The sequence below is a fragment of the Gordonia rhizosphera NBRC 16068 genome, from assembly GCF_000298195.1.
GTDB classification, from domain to species: Bacteria; Actinomycetota; Actinomycetes; order Mycobacteriales; family Mycobacteriaceae; genus Gordonia; species Gordonia rhizosphera.
The window spans coordinates 1-19,860 of the sequence record NZ_BAHC01000080.1 but is presented as its reverse complement, the minus strand read 5'-3'; the positions used below and the strand labels follow the sequence as shown (position 1 = coordinate 19,860).

Annotated in this window: 16 protein-coding genes; 8 read left to right on the top strand and 8 right to left on the bottom strand. The window is 68.4% G+C overall.

Annotation, left to right across the window (positions count from 1 at the left end):
• Positions 1 to 61 precede the first annotated feature (61 nt).
• On the bottom strand, positions 62 to 961 hold the full coding sequence (locus tag GORHZ_RS09780; RefSeq protein ID WP_040531101.1) for a sigma-70 family RNA polymerase sigma factor: 900 nt from the start codon (positions 959 to 961) through the stop codon (positions 62 to 64).
• A gap of 108 nt (positions 962 to 1,069) precedes the next feature.
• Here GORHZ_RS09780 and GORHZ_RS09775 point away from each other — a divergent pair, with 108 nt between their 5' ends.
• Together GORHZ_RS09775 and GORHZ_RS09770 are read left to right on the top strand one after the other, a co-directional pair.
• A complete protein-coding gene (locus GORHZ_RS09775) occupies positions 1,070 to 2,035 on the top strand; it encodes an alpha/beta fold hydrolase (protein WP_006332528.1) in 966 nt (321 codons plus the stop codon).
• Positions 2,036 to 2,063: 28 nt separating this feature from the next.
• On the top strand, positions 2,064 to 2,846 hold the full coding sequence (locus GORHZ_RS09770; protein WP_006332527.1) for a methyltransferase domain-containing protein: 783 nt from the start codon (positions 2,064 to 2,066) through the stop codon (positions 2,844 to 2,846).
• Between the two features lie 37 nt (positions 2,847 to 2,883).
• Here the strand turns inward: GORHZ_RS09770 and GORHZ_RS09765 are convergent, their stop codons facing one another.
• A complete protein-coding gene (locus GORHZ_RS09765; protein ID WP_040531085.1) occupies positions 2,884 to 3,504 on the bottom strand; it encodes a DedA family protein in 621 nt (206 codons plus the stop codon).
• A 217-nt stretch (positions 3,505 to 3,721) separates the two neighbouring features.
• Between GORHZ_RS09765 and GORHZ_RS09760 the strand changes: the two genes are divergently transcribed.
• Positions 3,722 to 6,871, top strand: coding sequence for an ATP-binding protein (locus GORHZ_RS09760; protein ID WP_006332525.1), 3,150 nt, complete (start codon positions 3,722 to 3,724; stop codon positions 6,869 to 6,871).
• Positions 6,872 to 6,950: 79 nt separating this feature from the next.
• Positions 6,951 to 8,354: an FAD-binding oxidoreductase gene (locus tag GORHZ_RS09755; protein WP_006332524.1), complete on the top strand. Its 1,404-nt coding sequence runs from the start codon at positions 6,951 to 6,953 to the stop codon at positions 8,352 to 8,354.
• Here GORHZ_RS09755 and GORHZ_RS09750 read toward each other — a convergent pair.
• Positions 8,323 to 8,973, bottom strand: coding sequence for a TetR/AcrR family transcriptional regulator (locus GORHZ_RS09750; RefSeq protein ID WP_006332523.1), 651 nt, complete (start codon positions 8,971 to 8,973; stop codon positions 8,323 to 8,325). The two genes, GORHZ_RS09755 and GORHZ_RS09750, sit on opposite strands and share 32 nt — an antisense overlap.
• Before the next feature lie 41 nt (positions 8,974 to 9,014).
• Positions 9,015 to 9,182 carry a hypothetical protein gene (locus GORHZ_RS30790; RefSeq protein WP_165393531.1) on the bottom strand — a complete coding sequence of 56 codons (168 nt, stop codon included), beginning with the start codon at positions 9,180 to 9,182 and terminating at the stop codon, positions 9,015 to 9,017.
• Positions 9,183 to 9,640: 458 nt separating this feature from the next.
• Between GORHZ_RS30790 and GORHZ_RS09745 the strand changes: the two genes are divergently transcribed.
• Positions 9,641 to 11,380 (top strand): ATP-binding cassette domain-containing protein, encoded by a 1,740-nt coding sequence (locus tag GORHZ_RS09745; RefSeq protein ID WP_006332522.1) that lies wholly within the window; start codon positions 9,641 to 9,643, stop codon positions 11,378 to 11,380.
• Between the two features lie 208 nt (positions 11,381 to 11,588).
• Positions 11,589 to 12,575, top strand: a complete 987-nt coding sequence (locus tag GORHZ_RS09740; RefSeq protein ID WP_006332521.1) for an LLM class flavin-dependent oxidoreductase — start codon at positions 11,589 to 11,591, stop codon at positions 12,573 to 12,575.
• A 3-nt stretch (positions 12,576 to 12,578) separates the two neighbouring features.
• Here GORHZ_RS09740 and GORHZ_RS09735 read toward each other — a convergent pair whose 3' ends face one another.
• Positions 12,579 to 13,076, bottom strand: a complete 498-nt coding sequence (locus GORHZ_RS09735; RefSeq protein ID WP_006332520.1) for an adenosine-specific kinase — start codon at positions 13,074 to 13,076, stop codon at positions 12,579 to 12,581.
• Between the two features lie 77 nt (positions 13,077 to 13,153).
• Between GORHZ_RS09735 and GORHZ_RS09730 the strand changes: the two genes are divergently transcribed.
• Positions 13,154 to 14,698, top strand: coding sequence for a carboxylesterase/lipase family protein (locus GORHZ_RS09730; protein WP_006332519.1), 1,545 nt, complete (start codon positions 13,154 to 13,156; stop codon positions 14,696 to 14,698).
• Positions 14,699 to 14,736: 38 nt separating this feature from the next.
• Positions 14,737 to 16,011 carry an ATP-binding protein gene (locus tag GORHZ_RS09725; protein ID WP_006332517.1) on the top strand — a complete coding sequence of 425 codons (1,275 nt, stop codon included), beginning with the start codon at positions 14,737 to 14,739 and terminating at the stop codon, positions 16,009 to 16,011.
• A 74-nt stretch (positions 16,012 to 16,085) separates the two neighbouring features.
• On the opposite strand, the gene GORHZ_RS09720 is transcribed toward GORHZ_RS09725, so the two are convergent.
• The 3 genes from GORHZ_RS09720 to GORHZ_RS09710 form a co-directional block, all read right to left on the bottom strand.
• Positions 16,086 to 16,502: a hypothetical protein gene (locus tag GORHZ_RS09720; RefSeq protein ID WP_006332516.1), complete on the bottom strand. Its 417-nt coding sequence runs from the start codon at positions 16,500 to 16,502 to the stop codon at positions 16,086 to 16,088.
• Between the two features lie 84 nt (positions 16,503 to 16,586).
• A complete protein-coding gene (locus GORHZ_RS09715) occupies positions 16,587 to 19,169 on the bottom strand; it encodes a helix-turn-helix transcriptional regulator (protein ID WP_006332515.1) in 2,583 nt (860 codons plus the stop codon).
• 176 nt (positions 19,170 to 19,345) lie between these two features.
• Positions 19,346 to 19,860, bottom strand: a 515-nt coding sequence (locus tag GORHZ_RS09710) for a response regulator transcription factor (RefSeq protein WP_006332513.1), incomplete at its 5' end; no start/stop codon positions are given.

Sequence of the window (19,860 nt, the reverse complement as noted above, 5' to 3'; positions counted from 1 at the left end):
GACTCGCCGGGTCGCGGGGCACGAGTACCGGGCTACTCGATTTCACCGACAGGTGTCGAGCCTAACCGCGATCGACGTTGAGATGCCGTAGCTTCTCGGGGTTTCCGACTCCGTGGATGATGGTGATTCGATCCGGACCGAACATGAACGAGATCACCGCGACGACCCGGCCCGATCGTCGTACCACCACACCGGGTTCCCCGTTGACCGGGACGACCACGAAGTCCAGTGCAGGTCCACCGAGCGACCGAAGCAGCTGAGCCGCAACGGGTTCGGCACCGCGCAACTCCCCGGCCGGCGCGCCCGCGATCAGACCACCCGAATCGAAGTCGCCGGCGACATCAGGCGCCAGGACCGCGACGAGACCGTCGAGATCGCCGTCGCTGCAGGCATGTGCGAACCGTTCACACAACCGCCGCGCCGTCGCCGGGTCCGGAGCGAAACGTGCGGGGCGCGCCGCGCTGACCCGACGGCGAGCCCGACTGGCCAATTGCCGCGCGGCCTCGTTCGACGTGCCCACGATCTCCGCTATCGCCGCGAAGTCGAGTGCGAACACGTCGTGGAGCAGAAAGGCCGTCCGTTCCTCCGGGGTCAGCTGTTCGAGCACGACGAGCAGCGCCATGCGCACGGATTCGTCGAGGGTGATCCGATCCTCGACCGGCAGCGCGTCGTCGACGACGAGCGGCTCGGGAAGCCACGGACCGACATATGTACGCCTGCTGTGCTCGTGAGCGCGAAGCCGGTCCAGCGCTGCCCGCGATGCGACGGTCGTGAGCCAGGCTTTCGGATTCGACAGGGTCCCACGGTGTTCGACGAGCCGCACATAGGTGTCTTGGGCGACATCCTCGGCCTCGGCAACCGAGCCGCCGATCCGGTAGGCGACATCCCGGACCAGACGGTGATAGAGGGCCCACCACTCCTCGATGAGCTCGGGGTCGAGTGGTTGCGGTGAATCGGTCATGACCACCAGACGATCAGCGCTGCCGGTTCGTGACCACAGCGGTCACATTCGCGATGCTACAGCCGTCTCCTTTGTGACCGATACACCTACCCGATCGCAGGAGCAGCGATGACCAACACCAGGACAGCGACAACCGGCCCCATCACCCGACCCGACTGGCTGGATGAGCACTCGTGGCCGTTCGCGATCCACACTCATCACACCGACGCGGGCCGCATCGCCTTCACGGACGAGGGCCGCGGCCCCACGCTGCTTCTCGTCCACTCCGGTACCTGGGCTTTCGTCTGGCGCGATCTCATCGAACGGCTACGCGACCGATTCCGGGTGATCGCGTTCGATCCCCCGGCGATGGGTCTGTCCGACACCGGCGGCGGTGCCGGCATCCGGCAGACATCGAACGCACTCGACTCATTGGTCAGGGCTCTCGACCTGAACGACTTCGTTCTCCTGGCCCACGACCTTGGCGGACCTGCGGCGCTCGAGGCCGCCGGCGCCTGGCCGCAGCGGGTACGCGGTTTCGTCGCCGTCAACTGCTTCGGCTGGCGGCCCTCCACGCCCGGCTTCCGCGCCATGCTCCGACTCATGGGCAGCGGGCTCATCCGTGAGTCCGATGCCTGGACGGGATGGTTGCCACGCGCGACCGCTACCGGCCTGGGTGTGGGAAGACACTTCCCGCGCAGGGATCGACGGGCGTTTCGACGCGGTATGGACCATCGCGGCCGACGCAGCTTCCATCGCAATATGCGGTCGGCGCTCCACCACGACTACGCCGGCATCGACCGCGCCCGGACCACCATCGGCGCAGGACCGGTGCTGACAGTATTCGGGCAGCACAACGATCCCCTGCGATTCCAGCCGAGGTGGAAGGCACTCGGCGACCACGTCGAGCAGGTGGTGGTTCCGCATGGCAACCACTTCCCGATGTGCGACGATCCCGACCTGGTCGCGACGGCATTCTTCGACTGGTACCGGCGCAACGTCGGGGACGGCGGCCGACTCGACGACGAGATGGAGTCCGATCGTCGTTCTCGGGATGCCGATCGATCGTCTGTGCGCCGCAGCGGGCCGGCGTAGCGTTGAGACGTCTGCTCAGGGAGATCCGATGCTGGTATTCGATGCCGTCGCCACCGCCCAACTCGACCGCGCCTACCAGGGCCGCGAGTTCGTCCGCCGCCGGCACGCCAACATTGCCGCACTCGACCCTCGCCCCGGCCAGACCGTGCTGGACCTGGGCTGCGGAAACGGGATGCTGCTGCCCGAACTCGCACGGGCCCTTGGCCGGAAGGGCCGCGTGATCGGCGTGGACATGAGCCCCGACATGCTCACAAGCGCCCGCGCCCGCATCGCGGAAGCGGGCGAGGACTGGGTGGAGATCCTCGACGGGCGGGCCGAAGCGATCCCGCTCGACGATGCGACGGCCGACAGCATCATCTCGATCCAAGTCTTCGAATACATTCCGGACATTCCCGCTGCCCTGGCCGAATGTCACCGGGTGCTGCGCCCCGGCGGACGCCTGGTGATCGGCGACATCCACTGGGGCACGATGGCGTGGGCCAGCGAGGATCCCGATCGCATGGCTCGGGTGTTGAAGGTCTGGGACGGCCACCTCGCCGACCCGGCCATCCCCGAGCACCTGCCGGGGCTGCTCGACGACGCCGGATTTCGGCTCGATGCCAGTCACCCTGTGGTCTTCACCGACACCGGTCCCGCCCCGGACGGCACCGCAGTTCTCTTTCAATTGCTGATCCGGCAGTACGTATCCGGGCCCGGTGGTCTGCCGGCGGAGGAGGCGAGCGCGTGGTCTGCGGAACTGGACACACTCGCCGCGTCGCGCCGGTACTTCTACTCGCTCACCCATTTCATCACCGTCGCCACGCGGGTCTGACCCATACTCCCCGGCGTGCGCAACGTGGTCTCACGGCTCATTCGCGGCCGTCGCGATCCCGTCGTTTCGTGGTGGTGCGCCACGCGACCAACCGGTCGACGGTGACGCCGAGGACAAGTGCGAAGCCGACGCCGACACCGGCGGCGAGCAGTGGCCGATCCTCCAGCCACGATCCGAGCACCGACCCGACCGCCACCGTGAACACCGCCCAGATGCCGGCCGCCGCGATGATGAGCGGGACGAAACGGCGGCGCGGATATCTGGTGCCACCGGCCACGAGGTTGACCGCGACGCGACCAACCGGAACGAACCGCGCGGTCAGGATTATCACGGCGCCACGTCGGCCCAGAATCCCCCGAGCCCGGCCGATCGCCGCGACCATCCGCGGTCGGCGCATCCACGCGAATCGCTCCACCCCGATCCACCTGCCGAGGCTGTAGACGATGTTGTCCCCGACGACGGCGCCGACGGTGGCCACCAGCACCACCGGCCACAGGTCGGGCGAACCAGTCGAGGCGGCCACGGCCGACAACGCGATCACGACCTCATCGCTGGGCAGCGGAGGGAAGAACGCGTCCAGCGCACAGATCAGGAACAGGACCAACCAGATCCAGGGCGAGTGTGCGGCATCGACGACGAAGTTCTGAACCGAGTCCACGTCGCCCCCTCCCGTCGCCGAACCCGCCCCTGCGGCACCACGTCCATCCCACCATGCCCGGCCGTTGTAGGCTCGCTCCCCCATCTCGTACTCGCTCCCCCGATCGAGGGCGCAAGCACGGAATGAGGGCAGATATCCCGCGACCGGCTGACCGCGACGCCAGCCACGGAATCGGTCGTGGGTGCGCTCTCGCGCCGCCGGTGCCAGACTCACAAGAGTGGACATTCCGGTCCGGGAACCCACGAGCCGCCCGGACGACGTCGCGGACATCCGGCCGCTGCGAATCTCGGTGTTCGGGCGCCTGGAACTCCGGCGTGGCGACGAGCTGCTGCCGCGGCTGGGGTCGGCGCGCGCCGAATCACTGCTGGTGTATCTCCTGCTCCGGGCCGACCAAACCCGGGCACGGCAACGGATCGCCGGCGAGCTGTGGCCCGAATCGACCGAAAGCCAGGCCCGAACCAACCTGCGCAATGTGTTGCATCTGTTGCGGCACGCGCTCCCGGGTGTCGAGCACTACCTCGAGGTGGACGCGCGCGTGCTCGGCTGGCGGTCGAGGGACAGTTCGGTCGACGCCTGGGAGATGAGGGCCGCGGTGGCGAGAGCACGCGAGGCCGAGCGGGCGTCCGCAGCGCGGATCGCAGCACTTCGGGACGCGGCCGCGTGCTACCGGGGCGACCTACTCGAGGACTGCATCGACGAGTGGCTGACAACACCACGGGATCGGTACCGCGACTTGTACTTTCAAGTTCTCCGCGACCTGGTGGGGGCACTGGTGGAGCGTGGCGAGCACGTCGACGCGATCCGCCTCGGCCGCGAGTTGGTGCATCGGGATCCGCTCAATGAAGACCACCACCGACTGCTGCTCGACGCACACCACCGGGCAGGCGACCGGGCGGGCGCACTACGCGCCTACCACGAATACGCGACGGTGATCGAACATGAGCTGGGTGTCGAACCGTCCCCCGACATGCGTCGCCGCTACGCGGAGGTCGCCGGGGCCGGCGCGATGGACGGTACTCGCGTTGGTGCCCGGGCAGCAGTCCAGTCGGTCGCGGCCACCGCAGCACGACTCGTCGGCCGCGACGACGAGTGGACAGCCCTGCGTCGCTGCTGGCAGGCGGCGATGGACGGTCGCGGCCAACTGGTGCTGGTCACCGGCGAACCCGGGATCGGCAAGACTCGCTTGGCCGAGGAGTTGGGGCGGTTGTGCACGCAGGGCGGTCATGCGGTGGCCCAGGCGCGATCGTTTCCGGACGCCGGCGACCTCGGGTACGGCGTCGTGGTGTCCTGGCTGCGTGGCACCCGGACCGATTCGTGGGTACGCACGGCACCGACTCGTGACCGCATGGCGCTGGCCCGGCTGCTTCCCGAACTCGATGTTCCCGAAGAGCACTGGTGGAGAGCGGATTTCGACCGACTACAGCTTTTCGAAGCCGCGGTCGGGGCGTTGACGCACACCGACCGGCCGCTGCTGCTGGTGGCCGACGACGCGCAGTGGATGGACGCGCCGAGCGTCGAGCTGATCCACTACCTGCTGCGCTCGCCGCAGGCCCGACATGTCCTCCTGGTCGCGACCGTGCGGCTCGAGGAGCTCGGCACGCGCCACCCGCTCACCGACGTCGTCGACGCGCTGCGCGCAGACGATCGCGTCACCGAGGTCCCGCTCGGACGGTTCGGGAGAGCGCACACCGCGGAGCTTGCGCGCCTGACACTGGGCGCCGCCCTCGACGCCGAGGACACCGACGCGCTGTTTGCCGAGTCCGAGGGAAACCCGCTGTTCGTCGTCGAGACGCTCCGGTCCGGATGGCACGCCGGTGTCCCACACGAGATCAGCCCGAAACTGCATGCGGTCACCAGCGCCCGGTTGCGGCGGTTGCCCGTGCCGGCTCGTGAGCTGCTCGACACCGCGTGCTGCATCGGAGGATCCTTCTCCGCTGCCGTGGTCGGCGCCGCGGCGGGTGTCGACGAGGCCACCCTCGTCGAGGGCCTCGACATCCTGTGGCGCAGCGGAGTGATCCGAGAGCATGGCATCGACGCCTACGATTTCAGCCACAACAAGATCCGTGACGTGGCTTACGCCGGCCTGAGCCCTGCTGCCCGGCGGCATGTACATCTGAGGGTGGCCGAGGCACTCGTGCACACCGAACGGGAGGGCTCCGGCGCGGTCAGCGGTGAGGTGGCAGCGCACTTCGAGCGGGCCGGTCGGCCGTTGGACGCGATCCGTTGGTACGAGCGAGCCGCGGAACGGGCCCAGCATCGTTTTGCCGACGCCGAGGCGGTCCGGTTGCTGGACCGCGCACGAAGCCTGGTGCCCGCGCTGCCGCCGGACCTGGCACCGCCGACCGAGTTCGAGATCCTGTCGCGATCGCCGATCGTCGTGGGCACCGTCAAGGGCTACGAGTCCGACGACCTGGTCGCCGTGCTCGATCGCGCCTCCGAACTCGCCGAATCCCTCGAGTGCGAGTTGTCCGCGCCGGTTCTCCGGTGCCTGACGATGACACGTCTGTGTCGAGACGACTTCGTCGGTGCCCGGCAGTCCATCGGTCAGCTGAGGGACGCAGCAAGCCGGACCGGCGACCGTGGCCTCGATCTGGAGGCGCAGTACCTCGGTGGTGTGGCCGCTTTATGGGCCGGCGACCTCGCCTCGGCCCGCGAGTTGTTGGAGCGCACCGCACATGGCCTTCCGCCCGATCTCCGGACCGAACATCTCGTCCGATTCGGACAGGACCCGGGCACCGTGTGCCTGAGCCGACTGGCCAACACCATGTGGTTCCTCGGGGACACCGGCACCGCCCGATCTCTGCGGCGCGAAGCCGAGACCCAGGCACGGCGAACCGGCCACCGCGCCACCGCCGCGGTCGTCGCGATCTTCTCCGCGTTGTTGGCGCTGGATCTCGACGATGACGAAGACGTACGCTCCAGGGCCGCCGACCTAGCGGGCTCCGAAGGCCACCCGTACAACGTGGCCGTGAAAGCCCGTGCACTGCTCGGGTACTCGGCGGCCACGACCGGACAGGGTGCGCAAGGCGTGGCCGCCATTCGCGCCGCCGTCGCCGCCTGTCACGGGCGCAACCTCGCACCGGGCTTCCGCCCCACGGTGTATCGGGTGCTCGTCGCCGCGCACGACCGCGCCGGCATGACCGTCGGCGGTCTGGTCGCCGCCGACGAAGCCCTCGCTCTGCCCGGCACCCGCATCTGGGAACCCCAGATCCGCCGGCACCGGGCCCGGTTCCTCGCCCGGCTCGGACGGCCGCACGACGAGGTCGACGCTGAACTCGACCGGGCTGCGGCCACGGCCGACCGGATGGGCGCCACCGGACCTCTCCGGGCAATCGAGGAGACGAGAAGACAGCTGCTCGGCGGGTGACAACGCGCGGAAAACGGTTGCGAAACGGGCACGAGCGCATCGTGTCTTCAGTCCCATCGCAGTCGAGAGCGAGGCAGTCATGACAACTCCATCCGAAACTTCGCTGGCCGCACTTCGTGCAGCATTTCGCGGTGCGCTGCTTCGGCCCGGCGAAGAAGGTTACGACGAGGCGCGGCGAGTCTGGAACGGCGCGATCGATCGTCGGCCCGCCCTGATCGCCCGATGCGCCGGGGCCGACGATGTCGCGGTCGCGGTCCGGTTTGCACGCGAATACGACCTGCTGGTGTCCGTCCGCGGTGGCGGACACTCGATCGGCGGGCTGTCGGTGTGCGACGACGGGCTGATGATCGACCTGTCGTTGATGAAGGCGATCCGGGTCGATCCCGGGGCGGCCACCGCGTCCGCGGCCGGTGGTGTGTTGTGGGGTGAATTCGACCGTGCCACACAGCCCTTCGGCCTTGCGACGACCGGCGGGCTGATCAGTCACACCGGCATCGGTGGCCTCACCCTCGGCGGTGGGCTGGGCCATCTGATGCGCAGGTACGGACTGACCGTGGACAATCTGCTCGCCGTCGATCTGGTCACCGCCGACGGTCAGCAAGTCCACGTCGACGACGAATCCGACTCGGAGCTGATGTGGGGGTTGCGTGGCGGTGGCGGCAATTTCGGTGTGGCCACCCGATTCGAATACCGCCTGCACCCGGTCGGGCCGATGGTGTACGGCGGACCGATCTTCTGGCCGTTGGAGGAGATGGCCGAGATCCTCGGCGTGGTGCGAGACTTCATGCCATCCGCACCGGACGATCTCGGCGTCACGATCGGGATCACCGCCGCCCCGCCGGCGCCGTTCATCCCGCTCGAGCGGGTCGGGGTCCCGGCCATGAGCCTCATCCTGGTGTGGGCGGGTGACCCAAAGGGGGGCGCCGACGCGATCGCTCCGTTGCGCCGCATCGGATCTCCGTTCACCGACGCCGTCCGCCCGGTGCCCTACGTCGCGATCCAATCGATGCTCGACGCGGGTGCACCGCACGGCCGGCACTACTACTGGAAGGCGCATCGACTGCCGGAGCTGAGCGACGAGGTCGTTGCGATCTTCACCGAACGGATGACGGCGGCAACGAGCCCGTTCGCCCAGATCACCGGCTGGGCGGTAGGGGGTGCGGTGAGTCGCATCCCCGCCGACTCCGCTGCGGTCGGCGACCGGAATCCCGGCTTCGAAATGAGCCTGGCCACCGCGTGGATGCCGAACGACCCAAACCCCGACCGGCACAAGGCGTGGGCACGGGACGGATGGGAAGCGCTTGTCCCCCACGCCGAAGGCGTCTACGCCAACTTCATCTCCGATGAGGGGGCCGCGGGCGTGGCGTACGCGTATGGCGGGCGGCTGGCCAGGTTGCAGGCGCTCAAGGCCCGCCACGACCCGGACAACGTCTTCCGGATGAACCACAACATCATGCCCGCGACCGCGCCTGTTGCCGGGTGAGCGCGTCGAGCGTGTCGATGATGAGCGCCCGATACGTCGACGCCGACCAGTTCTGCGTGCGCCGAAGACTCACTGTCGTGTCCGCGCAGATGAGGAGATCGGTCACCGTGGCGAGCTGCACCGGGTCCAGTCGTGCCGACATCAGTCCGTCTGTGGCGGCCGTGTCACAGAGCGTTTGGCAGAGTTCGGCCGTCGCGCGGCGGCCGGCCTGGAAGGTTTCGGCGAGCTCCGGCTCGAGACCCTCGGCCTGGGCAGCCACCCCGAAGAGGGTACCCGCGCGCGATGCGATCCCCACGGACACGTCGGCCAGCGCCTCGATCCGCGCGGCGAGCGTAGGCGCCGACATCGCATCCTTCGTCCTGGCGCGGTGAGCCACGTCTATCGGTTCCGCGTCGCCGACCAGAGCCCGGTCGACGACCCGCCGGAACAAGGTCGCCTTCGTCGCGAAACGTACATACACGGTGCGGGGCGCGAGCCCGGCCCGGCGCGCAACCTCGGCGAGTGTGGTGGCCACGTAGCCCTTTTCCAGGAACAGGGCCCGCGCCGAGTCAATCAGTTGCGCCTCGGTCCGGGCCACCCGCTGCGCGCTGGCGTCCGGACGGGGGTGTCGATGACACACCCATCCGACGGTCCGATGCTCGGCCTCATGCTCAACCCCGATCAGGTCGGTCCGCAGCCGGATTCGACTATTTCTCGATCGGGGTGCCTGATCGAGATCGGCTGCAGGAGTTGGCAGATCACCTCACCGCCCTCGGTGAACACCACGCGGGGGTGCACTTCGCCACCATCGGCCGGATACTCCCGATACTCCATGACCCCGACGGTCACGAGGTTCGCTTCTACTCCACTCGCCATCAACGCCAGCGCGCCGGTGTCGGCGAACCCCCGTCGTCAGACGCATCGACACGTATAGCAGTCCTTCCCTCACTCCGGGTTCTGTTGTCCCGCATACGCCGGAGAGCTCCAAGCTGCGCACCGCACCGTTACTCCCCCACACAGGCTTTCGACGCTGGCTTGAACCCCGCACGTTTCCGCTCGAGACCGCCGGCCTGCTCCCCGGGACCACCTGGCGAAGCGTAGGTGTATCGCCGACCCGCGCCGGCCAGGCCACCCTAACGACGTGCGTCATGAGCGCGCCTCACCTCGTGGCATGTCCGTTGCGTTTTCTGAGGGAAATGCCTCATGCGGCCGGAGATACGGCGGACCGATGATCAGGACACGACAGCGAAACACCCTCAGAAGCGGGTTGTGTCGCGGTGAACTCGAGGATCAGGAGATCAGCAATCATGACTGAATCGACATTCGAACCGCCGAGCATCGAGCGGTTGGGCACCCTGCTGCCGGGCAACGAACTCCGGGAGCAGGCCGACGGCCGGGTCGACGCCGTCAACGTGAGCCGGCACGTCGGGGGGCGGCAAATCCTCCAGGAGCTGACGCTGTCGGTCGAACCCGGCGAGTTGGTCGCCATCGCCGGCGGCAGCGGGGCAGGAAAGAGCACACTGCTGGAGATCCTCGCGGGACTACAACCGCCGTCGGTTGGGGAAGTTCGCCACGACGGCGTCGTTCGCGGTGCCCGAGCAATCGCAGAATCCCGTGTCGGCTACGTTCCCCAGGACGACATCATCCACCTCGAGCTGCCCCTGCGCCGCACGTTGCGCTACGCGGCACGCCTGCGGCTGCCCGCGGGCACGACGGCGGCCGAGGCGGACCGGGTCGTCGAGGAGACCATGCATGACCTCGACCTGACCGATCGGGCCGACGTCCCCGTCCGTGCGCTCTCGGGCGGCCAGCGCAAGCGAGCCAGTATCGCCGTGGAGCTCCTGACCCGGCCACGCCTGTTCTTCCTCGACGAACCGACCTCGGGCCTCGATCCGTCCACAGCGGCCGACGTGATGCGCCTGCTGCGCCGGCTCAGCCGGCGCGGAGTCACCGTCGTCCTCACCACACACGAACCCGCGGGCATCGACCGGTGTGACCGGGTGGTGTTTCTGGCCCGCGACGGCCACCTGGCCTTCAACGGCAGCCCCGCGGAGGCTCGGCGCTACTTCGGCGTGGAGGAGCTCGCCGAGGTGTACGACCGGCTGGCCGGCGAGCACACCCCTCAGATCTGGGCGCAACGATTCGCGGACAGCCGGACGAATCTGCAACCCAAGAGCGGGTTGGCTCAGCCGAACCTCTCCGCTGCCCGGTCAGAGGTCAAGCGGACGAGTGCGGTCCGGCAGTGGTGGCTACTCACACGGCGCAACATCGACGTACTCGTTCGCAACCGGCTGACCCTCGCGGTCCTGATCGGCTCACCGGTGCTGGTCACGGCGATGATGGCGACGCTGTTCAAGCGCGGTGCGTTCGATCCGCGTAGTGCAGCCGATCTCGGCCCGGCCCAGGTCGTGTTCTGGATCGCGTTCGCAGGCTTCTTCTTCGGTCTCACGTACGGCCTGCTCCAGATCGTCGGGGAGATGGCAGTCTTCCGGCGGGAGCGCCTGGTCGGGCTCAGCGTCGGCGCCTACGTGGCATCCAAGATCGCTGCGCTGCTTCCGATTCTGGCCGGAGTGAGCGCCGTGCTCCTCGGCGTGCTGCTGGCGCTCGGTCGGCTCCCCGCCCTCGGATGGGACGTGTCCGCACTCTTGTTCGTGACGATCGTGATCGAGGCGATCTCCGCGCTGGCCCTCGGCCTGCTGGCCTCGGCCGCGGTCACCAACGCCGCGCAGGCCGCCCTCGCCTTGCCGATGCTCTGCTTCCCCCAGGTTCTGTTCGGTGGCGCCATCGTCCCCGTCGACGAGATGGCCGGCCCGGGACGCCTGATGAGCCTCGGCCTCGCCAACCGCCATGCGTTCGAAGCACTGGGTCGGGAACTGAATCTGGACCAGTACAGCGCCACCGTCCCGGCCATGTCCGCCTACGGAGACACATTCCACGGCGGCACCGGCGCCAGTCTCATCGCCCTCGCCTCGTTTGCCGTTGCCCTCACGCTGGCCACGATGTGGGTTTTGGACAGGCGCTCCCGTCCCGGCGCATCCCGGCGATGACGGTTCCTGCTCGCCGCCGGCTACGAACGCCGCTCGATGGCAGTCGCCTCACACCTGCGCATCCGAGCACCACCGACCGGCAAGTTCGATCGCCCGAATGCCACCACTACGACGTTGACCAACGACGCGGTCGCGGTTGCGGTTGGGCGGCAACTCACCACGGATGGATCGACAAGTCGATAAGCTCGAACGCGACAAAGGAGCCCCGATGTCACAGACCCGACCCCTCGCGGTGGGGATCACTCCGCTCGAGACCCGCCACGATGTCGTCGTGGACATGGCGATCCGGGCCGAAGAACTCGGCTACACCGCCGTCTACGTCGCCGAGGGGTGGGGACACGACGCCTCGGTGTTGCTGGCCGAGATCGCCTTGAAGACCGATCGCATCCGGATCGGCACCGGCATCATCAACATCTGGGGTCGCAGCCCGGCGACGGTGGCGATGCTGGCGACCACCCTCGCCGATCTCGCGCCCGGCCGCTTCGAACTGGGTCTCGGTGCGGGCAGTCCGTCACTGGCCGAGGGGTTGCACGGGGTGTCGTTCCGGGCGCCGGCGGCGCGGCTGCACGAGTTCACCGCCGAGGTACGCGGTCTGCTCGCCGGTGAACGCGCGTCGATGGCCGCGCCGGGAAGCCGAGCGTTGCGACTCGCCGCGCGACCGCCGGAGCCGGTTCCGGTCATGCTGGCCGGACTCGGCCCGCGAGCGGTGCGCATCTGCGGCGAACTGGCCGACGGCTGGTTCCCGTTCCTGCTTCCGACGTCCGGGCTCGACGGCGGCATGCGGCTCCTCGACGAGGGCGCCGCCGTCTCGGGTCGCCCGCGCCCGCAGGTCTGTCCGGGGATCCCGGCCGCGGTGCACGAGGATCCCGACAAGGCGCGGGCGGTGGCGGCGTGGTGGGTCAGCTTCTATCTGACGAAAATGGGCCCACTGTATGCACGGACCCTGCGGGCACTGGGATTCGATGAGGCCGTCGGTGTCGTCGAGGCCGCAAACCGCGATTCGGACACACCCCAGGTCCCCGCATCGGCCCAGACGTTGATCGACGAACTCACCCTGACCGGAGATGCTGCGACCGCGACCCAGAGCCTCGACCGTTGGTATGCGGCCGGCGCCGACATGCCGGTCGTCGTGCTCCCGCCGGGCCGCGGTCGCGACGAACTCGATCAGACCCTCGTCGCGCTTCGTCCCGGGTAGGTGTCAGAGCTTGTAGCCGATGGCGCGAAGTAGCTCGCGGCGGTCTGCCACGTCGCTATCGGTCTCCACCCCCAGCGGCGGTTCGCCGTCGATGACGCCGACGATGCCCCGGCCACGCGGGGTGACCGCGACGAGGACGTCCACCGGATTGGCTGTGGCACAGAAAATCGTGCAGACCTCCGGTACCGCCTTGACCGGATTGAGGATGTTGACGGGGAACCCGTCGCGCAGAAAAATGACGAAGCTGTGCCCGGCCGCGACGGCCAGTGCCTGGCGGGTGGCGAGTTCGACGAGGTCGGGATCGTTACCGGTGCGGCGCACCAGCCGCGGACCCGAGGCCTCACAGAAGGCCAGTCCGAACCGGATCGACGAACTCACCCCTGCGATCGCCTCATGGAGGTCTTCGACCGTCTTGATGAAGTGTGACTGCCCGATCACAACATTGACGTCGTCCGGCTTGTCGACGGGCACCACATCCCAGGAAAGCGTCGTCGCTGTCATACGCCCATGCTGCCACCACTGCGCCAGTGGTGGAATACATGAGCAGGTGCGTCACGGCAGCGGAAGGAACGAGTCCCATGACAATCGACAACAGTGTCGTCGATACCACCCATGGCCCGGTTCGCGGCCGAGACGACGGCACGATCAGGACCTGGAAGGGCATCCGCTATGCCGCGGCGCCCGTCGGTGACCTGCGTTTCCGGGGACCGCGGCCGCCCGAGCGATGGACCGAGATAGCCGATGCAGGCGAGTTCGGGTCGGTCTGCCCGCAATCGGTCCTGCCGAACATACCGATCGACCTCGGCGCACCGCAGGGTGCGGACTGTCTGAGGTTGAACGTGTTCGCGTCGTCGAGCATCGAGCCGGGCGACGCGCGACCGGTCATGGTGTGGCTGCACGGCGGCGCCTACATCCTCGGCTCGGCCAGCCAGGCGCTCTACGATGGCCGGCGGCTCGCGGCGGACGGCGGTGTCGTGGTGGTGACGCTGAACTACCGACTCGGGGCGCTCGGCTTTCTCGATCTCTCGTCGCTACCCAACGCTCCGAAAGGTTTCGAATCGAACATCGGCCTGCGTGACGTGCTGGCCGCGCTGCACTGGGTGCGAGACAACATCGCGGCGTTCGGAGGCGATCCCGGCAGCGTCACGTTGTTCGGCGAATCGGCGGGCGCCGGGATCGTCACGACCCTGCTCGCCGTACCGGCCGCCCGGGGGCTGTTCGCCGGCGCCATCGCCCAGAGTTCACCGGTCACGTCGGTCTATGACCGCGGTCGGGGTCGACGGGTCGCCGAGCGTTTCCTGAGCGAAGTCGGTCTCCAGCCCGGCGAAGCCGACCGGTTGCGCGACGTTCCGGTGCCCGCGCTGCTGGCCGCCTCGCAGACGGTGTTCGACGAGGTACCGACGCGCAACCCGGGAACCCTCGCCTTCGTCCCGATCGTCGACGGCGACCTGGTCCCCGACTACCCGGTCACCGTGGCACGCGAGGGCCGTTCACACCCGGTACCCCTCATCATCGGCACCAACAAACACGAGGCCGCATTGTTCCGCCTCATGAGATCACCGCTGATGCCGATCACCCCGCATGCCCTCACCTCGATGTTCACCCAGATCGCCGCCGAGCAACCCGACATGCGGTTGCCCACCGATGCACAGCTGGGGTCGGCGTACGCGAAGCACCGCGGCAGGGCACGCGGATTGAGAATCGCCACCGACGTGGGCTTCCGGATGCCGTCGGTGTGGTTCGCCGAGGGGCACGGCGCGGTAGCCCCGGTGTACATGTACCGGTTCGACTGGTCCACCCCGATGCTGAAACTGCTCCTGGTGGGTGCTGCCCACGCCACCGAACTCCCCTACGTGTGGGGCACTCTCGGCGCCCCCAAGGACCCCAGCCTCAAACTCGGCGGGGCCAAGGCGGCCAGGGCCGTGTCCAAACGGATGCAGGCCAGGTGGATCAACTTCGCGACGAACGCCGAGCCCGTGGGTCTGGCCGGTGAACCCGACTGGCCGTCGTACCACGAGCGGGACCGTGCCTGTCTGGTCATCGACCGGGACGACCGCATCGTGCACGATGTCGACGCGCACATCCGGCAGGCCTGGGGCAGCGACGTGCTGCACTTCCAGTAGCGATCTTCCATCACTGAGATCCATGTCACACTGGCGCGATGACTCGCCCGCGGATCCGAGACTTCCACGACGACGACCTGGACGCGGTGGTGCGCCTGTGGCAGCACGCCCACGAACACGAGGCGTCCCCCGTGTATTCGCTCGCCGAGGTGATCGCCTCCTGTCAGCGCGACCACGCCACCGTGGCCACCGTCGACGACGCGGTGGTCGCCGTGGCGGTCGGACGTGCTGCGCACGCCCAGGGCTGGATCGTGTTCTTCGGGTTGATGCCCGGTGTCGACGGTTCCACCGCTGGGCTGGTGCTGGACGCACTGGAACGGCGGATGGCCTCGCTGGGGCTGGCCAAACTGTCGGTGCTGGTGTCCGACGATGATCCGACAGCCTCGCCGCTGAGCGACAACGGCTTCGAGATGCGTAAACCGGTGCGCTACCTGGAGCGTCCGCTGCCGGTGCAGCGGCGGGAACTGGATCTGCTCAAGGAGGTGGGCGGCCGCATTCTGCCGCGTCACCTGTGGGATCGGGTCAGCGGCATGCGCCGCGAGAAGACCATGCTGGAGCAGCGGCTGGTGGCCCCGCTCGCCCGCCCGGACATGGCGGAACGTTTCGGGGTCACGCCGCCGCACGCGGTGATGCTGTTCGGCCCGCCGGGCACCGGGAAGACGACCTTCGCCAAGGCCGTCGCCTCACGCCTGGACTGGCCCTTCGTCGAACTCTTCCCGTCGCGGCTGGCCGGTTCCCCCGACGGGCTGGCCGGAGCCCTGCGCTCGGCGTTCGAAGCGGCCGCCGACCTCGAACACGCGGTGGTGTTCATCGATGAGGTCGAGGAGATCGCGTCCCGACGACGAGGCGACCCACCGTCTCCGACGCAGGGCGTGACGAACGAACTCCTCAAGCAGGTGGCGGAGTTCCGCGACCAGGAGGGTCGCCTGCTGATCTGCGCCACCAACTTCGTGCGCGCCCTCGACGCGGCGTTCCTGCGGCACGGGCGTTTCGACTACGTGATGCCGATCGGCCTGCCCGACGCCGAAGCCCGTGCGGCCATCTGGCGCCGCTACATCCCGCCCACCGTGTTCGCGGCGGTCGACGTCGACGCGCTCGCCTCCGCGAGCGAGGGTATGACACCGGCGGACATCGAGTATGCCGCGCGACGGGCCTCGCAGGAGGCCCTCGCCCGCGCGCTCGACGACGGCGGCGACGACCGGGATCTGACCACCGAGGACTACCTCACGGCGCTGGCGGTCACCCGCGCCACCGTATCCGCGGAGGCGGCGGCCGAGTTCTCCGAGGACATCGACACCTACGGCCGACTGTAGCTCGGATCATATGGACGAGTTGCGGACTGCGCCGAGGACTTTTGGCGGTTCCGTTTCACGGCAATCGCGCCCGTTCAGTAGCACTCGCTCACGCCATCAGGAATCGTTCCGTCTGCATTTGTTGCTTGACGGCCGTGAGAGCACCCCGGTGTGAACGTCTTGACGGCCAATCCTGGGGGCGTCGGCCCATAGTCGGTGTCGACACCGACGTTGTCCCAGAAGCCGTTGACGAACCCGCCAAAAGCCTCGGGGGTGCTGCCGTCCGCCTGTGCGACGTCGCTGGCGATCGCGCCGGGAGGCACGGGGCCGCCGGAAGGGTTGTAGTCGGGGTTCACCTCACTGATCACGTCGCCGGCGTGCCCGGGGACACCGCCTGCACCGATCCCGTTCGACGTGGTGTCGGCCCACGCGGCGCCGGCAAAGGGTACGGACACGGCTGCTGCCGCGGCCGCGGCGACCAACACTTTCTTGAACATCTTCTTCTTGAACATCTTCGAACTCCCTTCGGTGTTGCGAGCCCGACGGCCCACAAGGGAATCGTCGTCGCGGTCCGGCAGCAGGAGCTCAGTAGCGGGTCACTGCAATCCCGTGTGCGGGTGGCGCGGGAGGAGGGCGGCGAGTTCGTCACGAGTATTGGTTCCCGTCTTCGACATCGCCCGATAGACATGGGTTTCGACGGTGCGCACCGACAGGAACAGACGCTCGGCAACCTCACGATTGGACAAGCCCTCACCGATCAGCATCACGATCTCCCGCTCACGTCCGGTCAGCGGTAGGTTCTCCTCCGCCTGACGCAACGCCGGAGTGCAGGCACCGCCGCACTGCTCGGCCAGGCCGTCCACGCGGGTCGCGCTTGCGAGTTCCGAACCCCGTTTGCCGTCGCGCCGGAACACCTCTGCCGCGTGGGCGGCGGCGTCGACGGCCGCGATGAGATCACCCATCTCCTCGAATTGCTCTGACACCGAAAGCAATTCAGAACCATCGGCATCGCGCAGTGCAGTCGCGAACCGCACCGCCACACCCACACGCGGACCCTCCACGACCGATTCCAGATCACGCAGCCTCGGGGTGTTGGTGGGATCACCGAATTGGGTTGCGGTCTGCAGACACAGCACTTCGGCCGCGAACCGTCCGGTCACCCGGGCGCGTTCGGCCGCCGACTGCACGACGGCGATCGCTTCGCTGACCGCACCCTGCCCCGCAGCCACCCACGCCCGCGCCAACGCGGTCTCATGGTCCAGCGACCGGAACGCTCTACGCACGTCGTCGTGCGCGGCAAGCTCGGCGGCGGCCTCACGCGTCGAACCGCGCAGAGCGAGTGCGGTGATGTGCGGTACCCGGTAGCGGTAGCCCCATCCCTGGGCATACGCCACGGACAGACCGTCGGCCGCGGTACGCAGCAGCGAGCACGCCATGTCGAGTCGGCCGGCACCCAGTGCCGCTCGACCCGCCACCGCGGCACCGAGTAGTTGAGCGGCGCCGGGCAGATCGGCGGCCTGTCCACGAACACGCTCCGCGACAGCGAGCGCATCTCGGACCTCCCCCGCCAGCAGCAGCGCGCTGACTTCGGCGTCTGCGATGTTGAACATCATCTGCGGCGCGTCGAGGGATCGCGTCGCGACGGCGCGGCCCCCTGCGGCCACCGACAACGAGTTGGACACGCGTCCCGCGTCGGCGGAGATCTGCGCCAGCGCCCACGCCATCTCCGCCCCGACGACAGGGAGGTCGGCCGGTGCGAGATTCTTCGACGCATCCAACGCCGCATCCGGCCGGTCCATCGCGAACCAGTAGACGGTGAGGAAGGCGTCGATGTAGTCGCGCGCATCCGTGGAGATGCTGCGCGCCGCATCGTCGATCAGTTCCTTCGCCCGCTGCGGATCCGACAACACCCACAACATGTTGCTCGACCGCAGGAACGCGAACCGGGCACGGTCCCGGTCGGACAGGTCGCCGGTGCCCATCGCGGCGAGAACCTCCTCGGCCTCCTGACCGCGCCCCAACCACGACAACGCATGTGCCCGCACAAGGTGTGGGTCCGGTCCCGCTCCGGCGCGGATCGCTGCCTGCGCGAGCCGATCCGCGAGCGCCAGGTCGGCGAGCCCGACCGCGCCGTAGGCGGCCCTGACGAGCAGATCGGCATCGGGCGGCAGATCCGAATCGAGGCTCAACGCGGCTCGGCGCACGACGACCCGCAGATCGTCGTGACGCTCGGAGGAGGCCAGTTCGGAAGCGACCAGACCGCGCAGCCGCCGCAGCCGGGTGCGCGCCGCACGCCGACGGCGCACCTGCCCGTAGAGCGGATGCGCCATGCGCACCTCGAGACCGTCGCCGGCCGGCTCGACCGAGATCAGGCCCCGTGTCTCGGCCTCCTCGACGGCGGTGGCATCGGTGATCCGGGTCAGGGCCGCCAGCTCGATCGGCTCGGCGACAGCAACGACGTCGATCACCTCGCCGACCGGCTCGGGAAGAGTTCCGATCCGCGTTTCGATCAGCTCGACCAGCCCCGGCGAGATACCCGGCTCCCCGATCCACTGCCAGTATCCGTCGCACAACACCATCCGCCCGGCGGCCACCTCGTGTTCGACGATGTTGCGCAGATACAGCACGTTGCCGCCGGTCAGCTGCCACAGCCGTCGAGTGGCATCTGCATCCACCGGCACTTTCAGTGTCGACAACAACAGTTCCCCGATGTCGTTCTGGGTCAGAACGGCGAGGTCCAGCCGGTCGAACCCGCCGGCCTTCCAGATCTCCTGGATCGGGGCGGGAAGCGGTGCGCCGTCCCGGGCGGTGAGGACCACCTTCGCCACGCCACGCGCAACGATCTGATGCACCACGAACGCGGACAGGTCATCGAGCAGATGAACGTCGTCGACACCCACCACCACGCCGATCCCCGACGATGCGGCAGTCAGCGCCTCGATCACGCCCTGCAGGACCGCAACGGTGTCGGAGACACCCGGCGGCACCCAGGCGCTGAACGCGCCGAGCGGGATGTCCCGGGCCGCCGACGTGCCCGCCGTCCAGTGGGTTTCACCGCCCTTCGACGACACCGCCGACAACGCCTCACGAACGATCCGACTCTTGCCCACACCCTCCGGCCCGCAGATCAGAATGCCGCAATCGGCCGGAGCCGAGAGCGCGGCTTCGACGATTCGCATCTCCTTCGTGCGGCCGACCAGCGGCCACGACAAACGCACTCAACAAGCGTAGGAGCGCAAGCGGCGCCCCAACAGGCGAACAAACGATTTGCGCCGCGCTGTTCAGCGTATGATCCAGTGGCCCGGGCCACGTAACCGATCTCGGTCTCCGCGCCTCGACCTCGATCCCGAATCACTCATCTGCTGGGTCGGTGTCGCGGGAGGAGGGCAGCGAGTTCGTCGCGCGTGGTGGTTCCGGTCTTCGACATCGCCCGGTAGACATGGCTTTCGACGGTGCGCACCGACAGGAACAGCCGCTCGGCAACCTCACGATTGGACAAGCCCTCACCGATCAGCATCACGATCTCTCGCTCGCGGTCGGTCAGCGGCAGGTTCTCCGACGCCTGACGCAACGCCGGGGTGCAGGCACCGCCACACTGCTCGGCCAAGCCATCGGCCCGGGTCGAGCTTGCCAACGCCGATCCCCGTTTGCCTTGACCACGAAACACGAGCGCCGCACGGGCGGCGGCGTCGAGAGCGGCGACGACATCGCCCATATCCTCGAATTGCTCTGACACCGAAAGCAATTGCACGCCATCGACATCGTGAAGGGCGGCCGCGAACCGTGCCGCCGCGCCCCCGCGCGGACCCTCGACGACCGATTCCAGCTCACGCAGCCTCGGTGCGCTGGTGACATCACCGAATTGGGTCG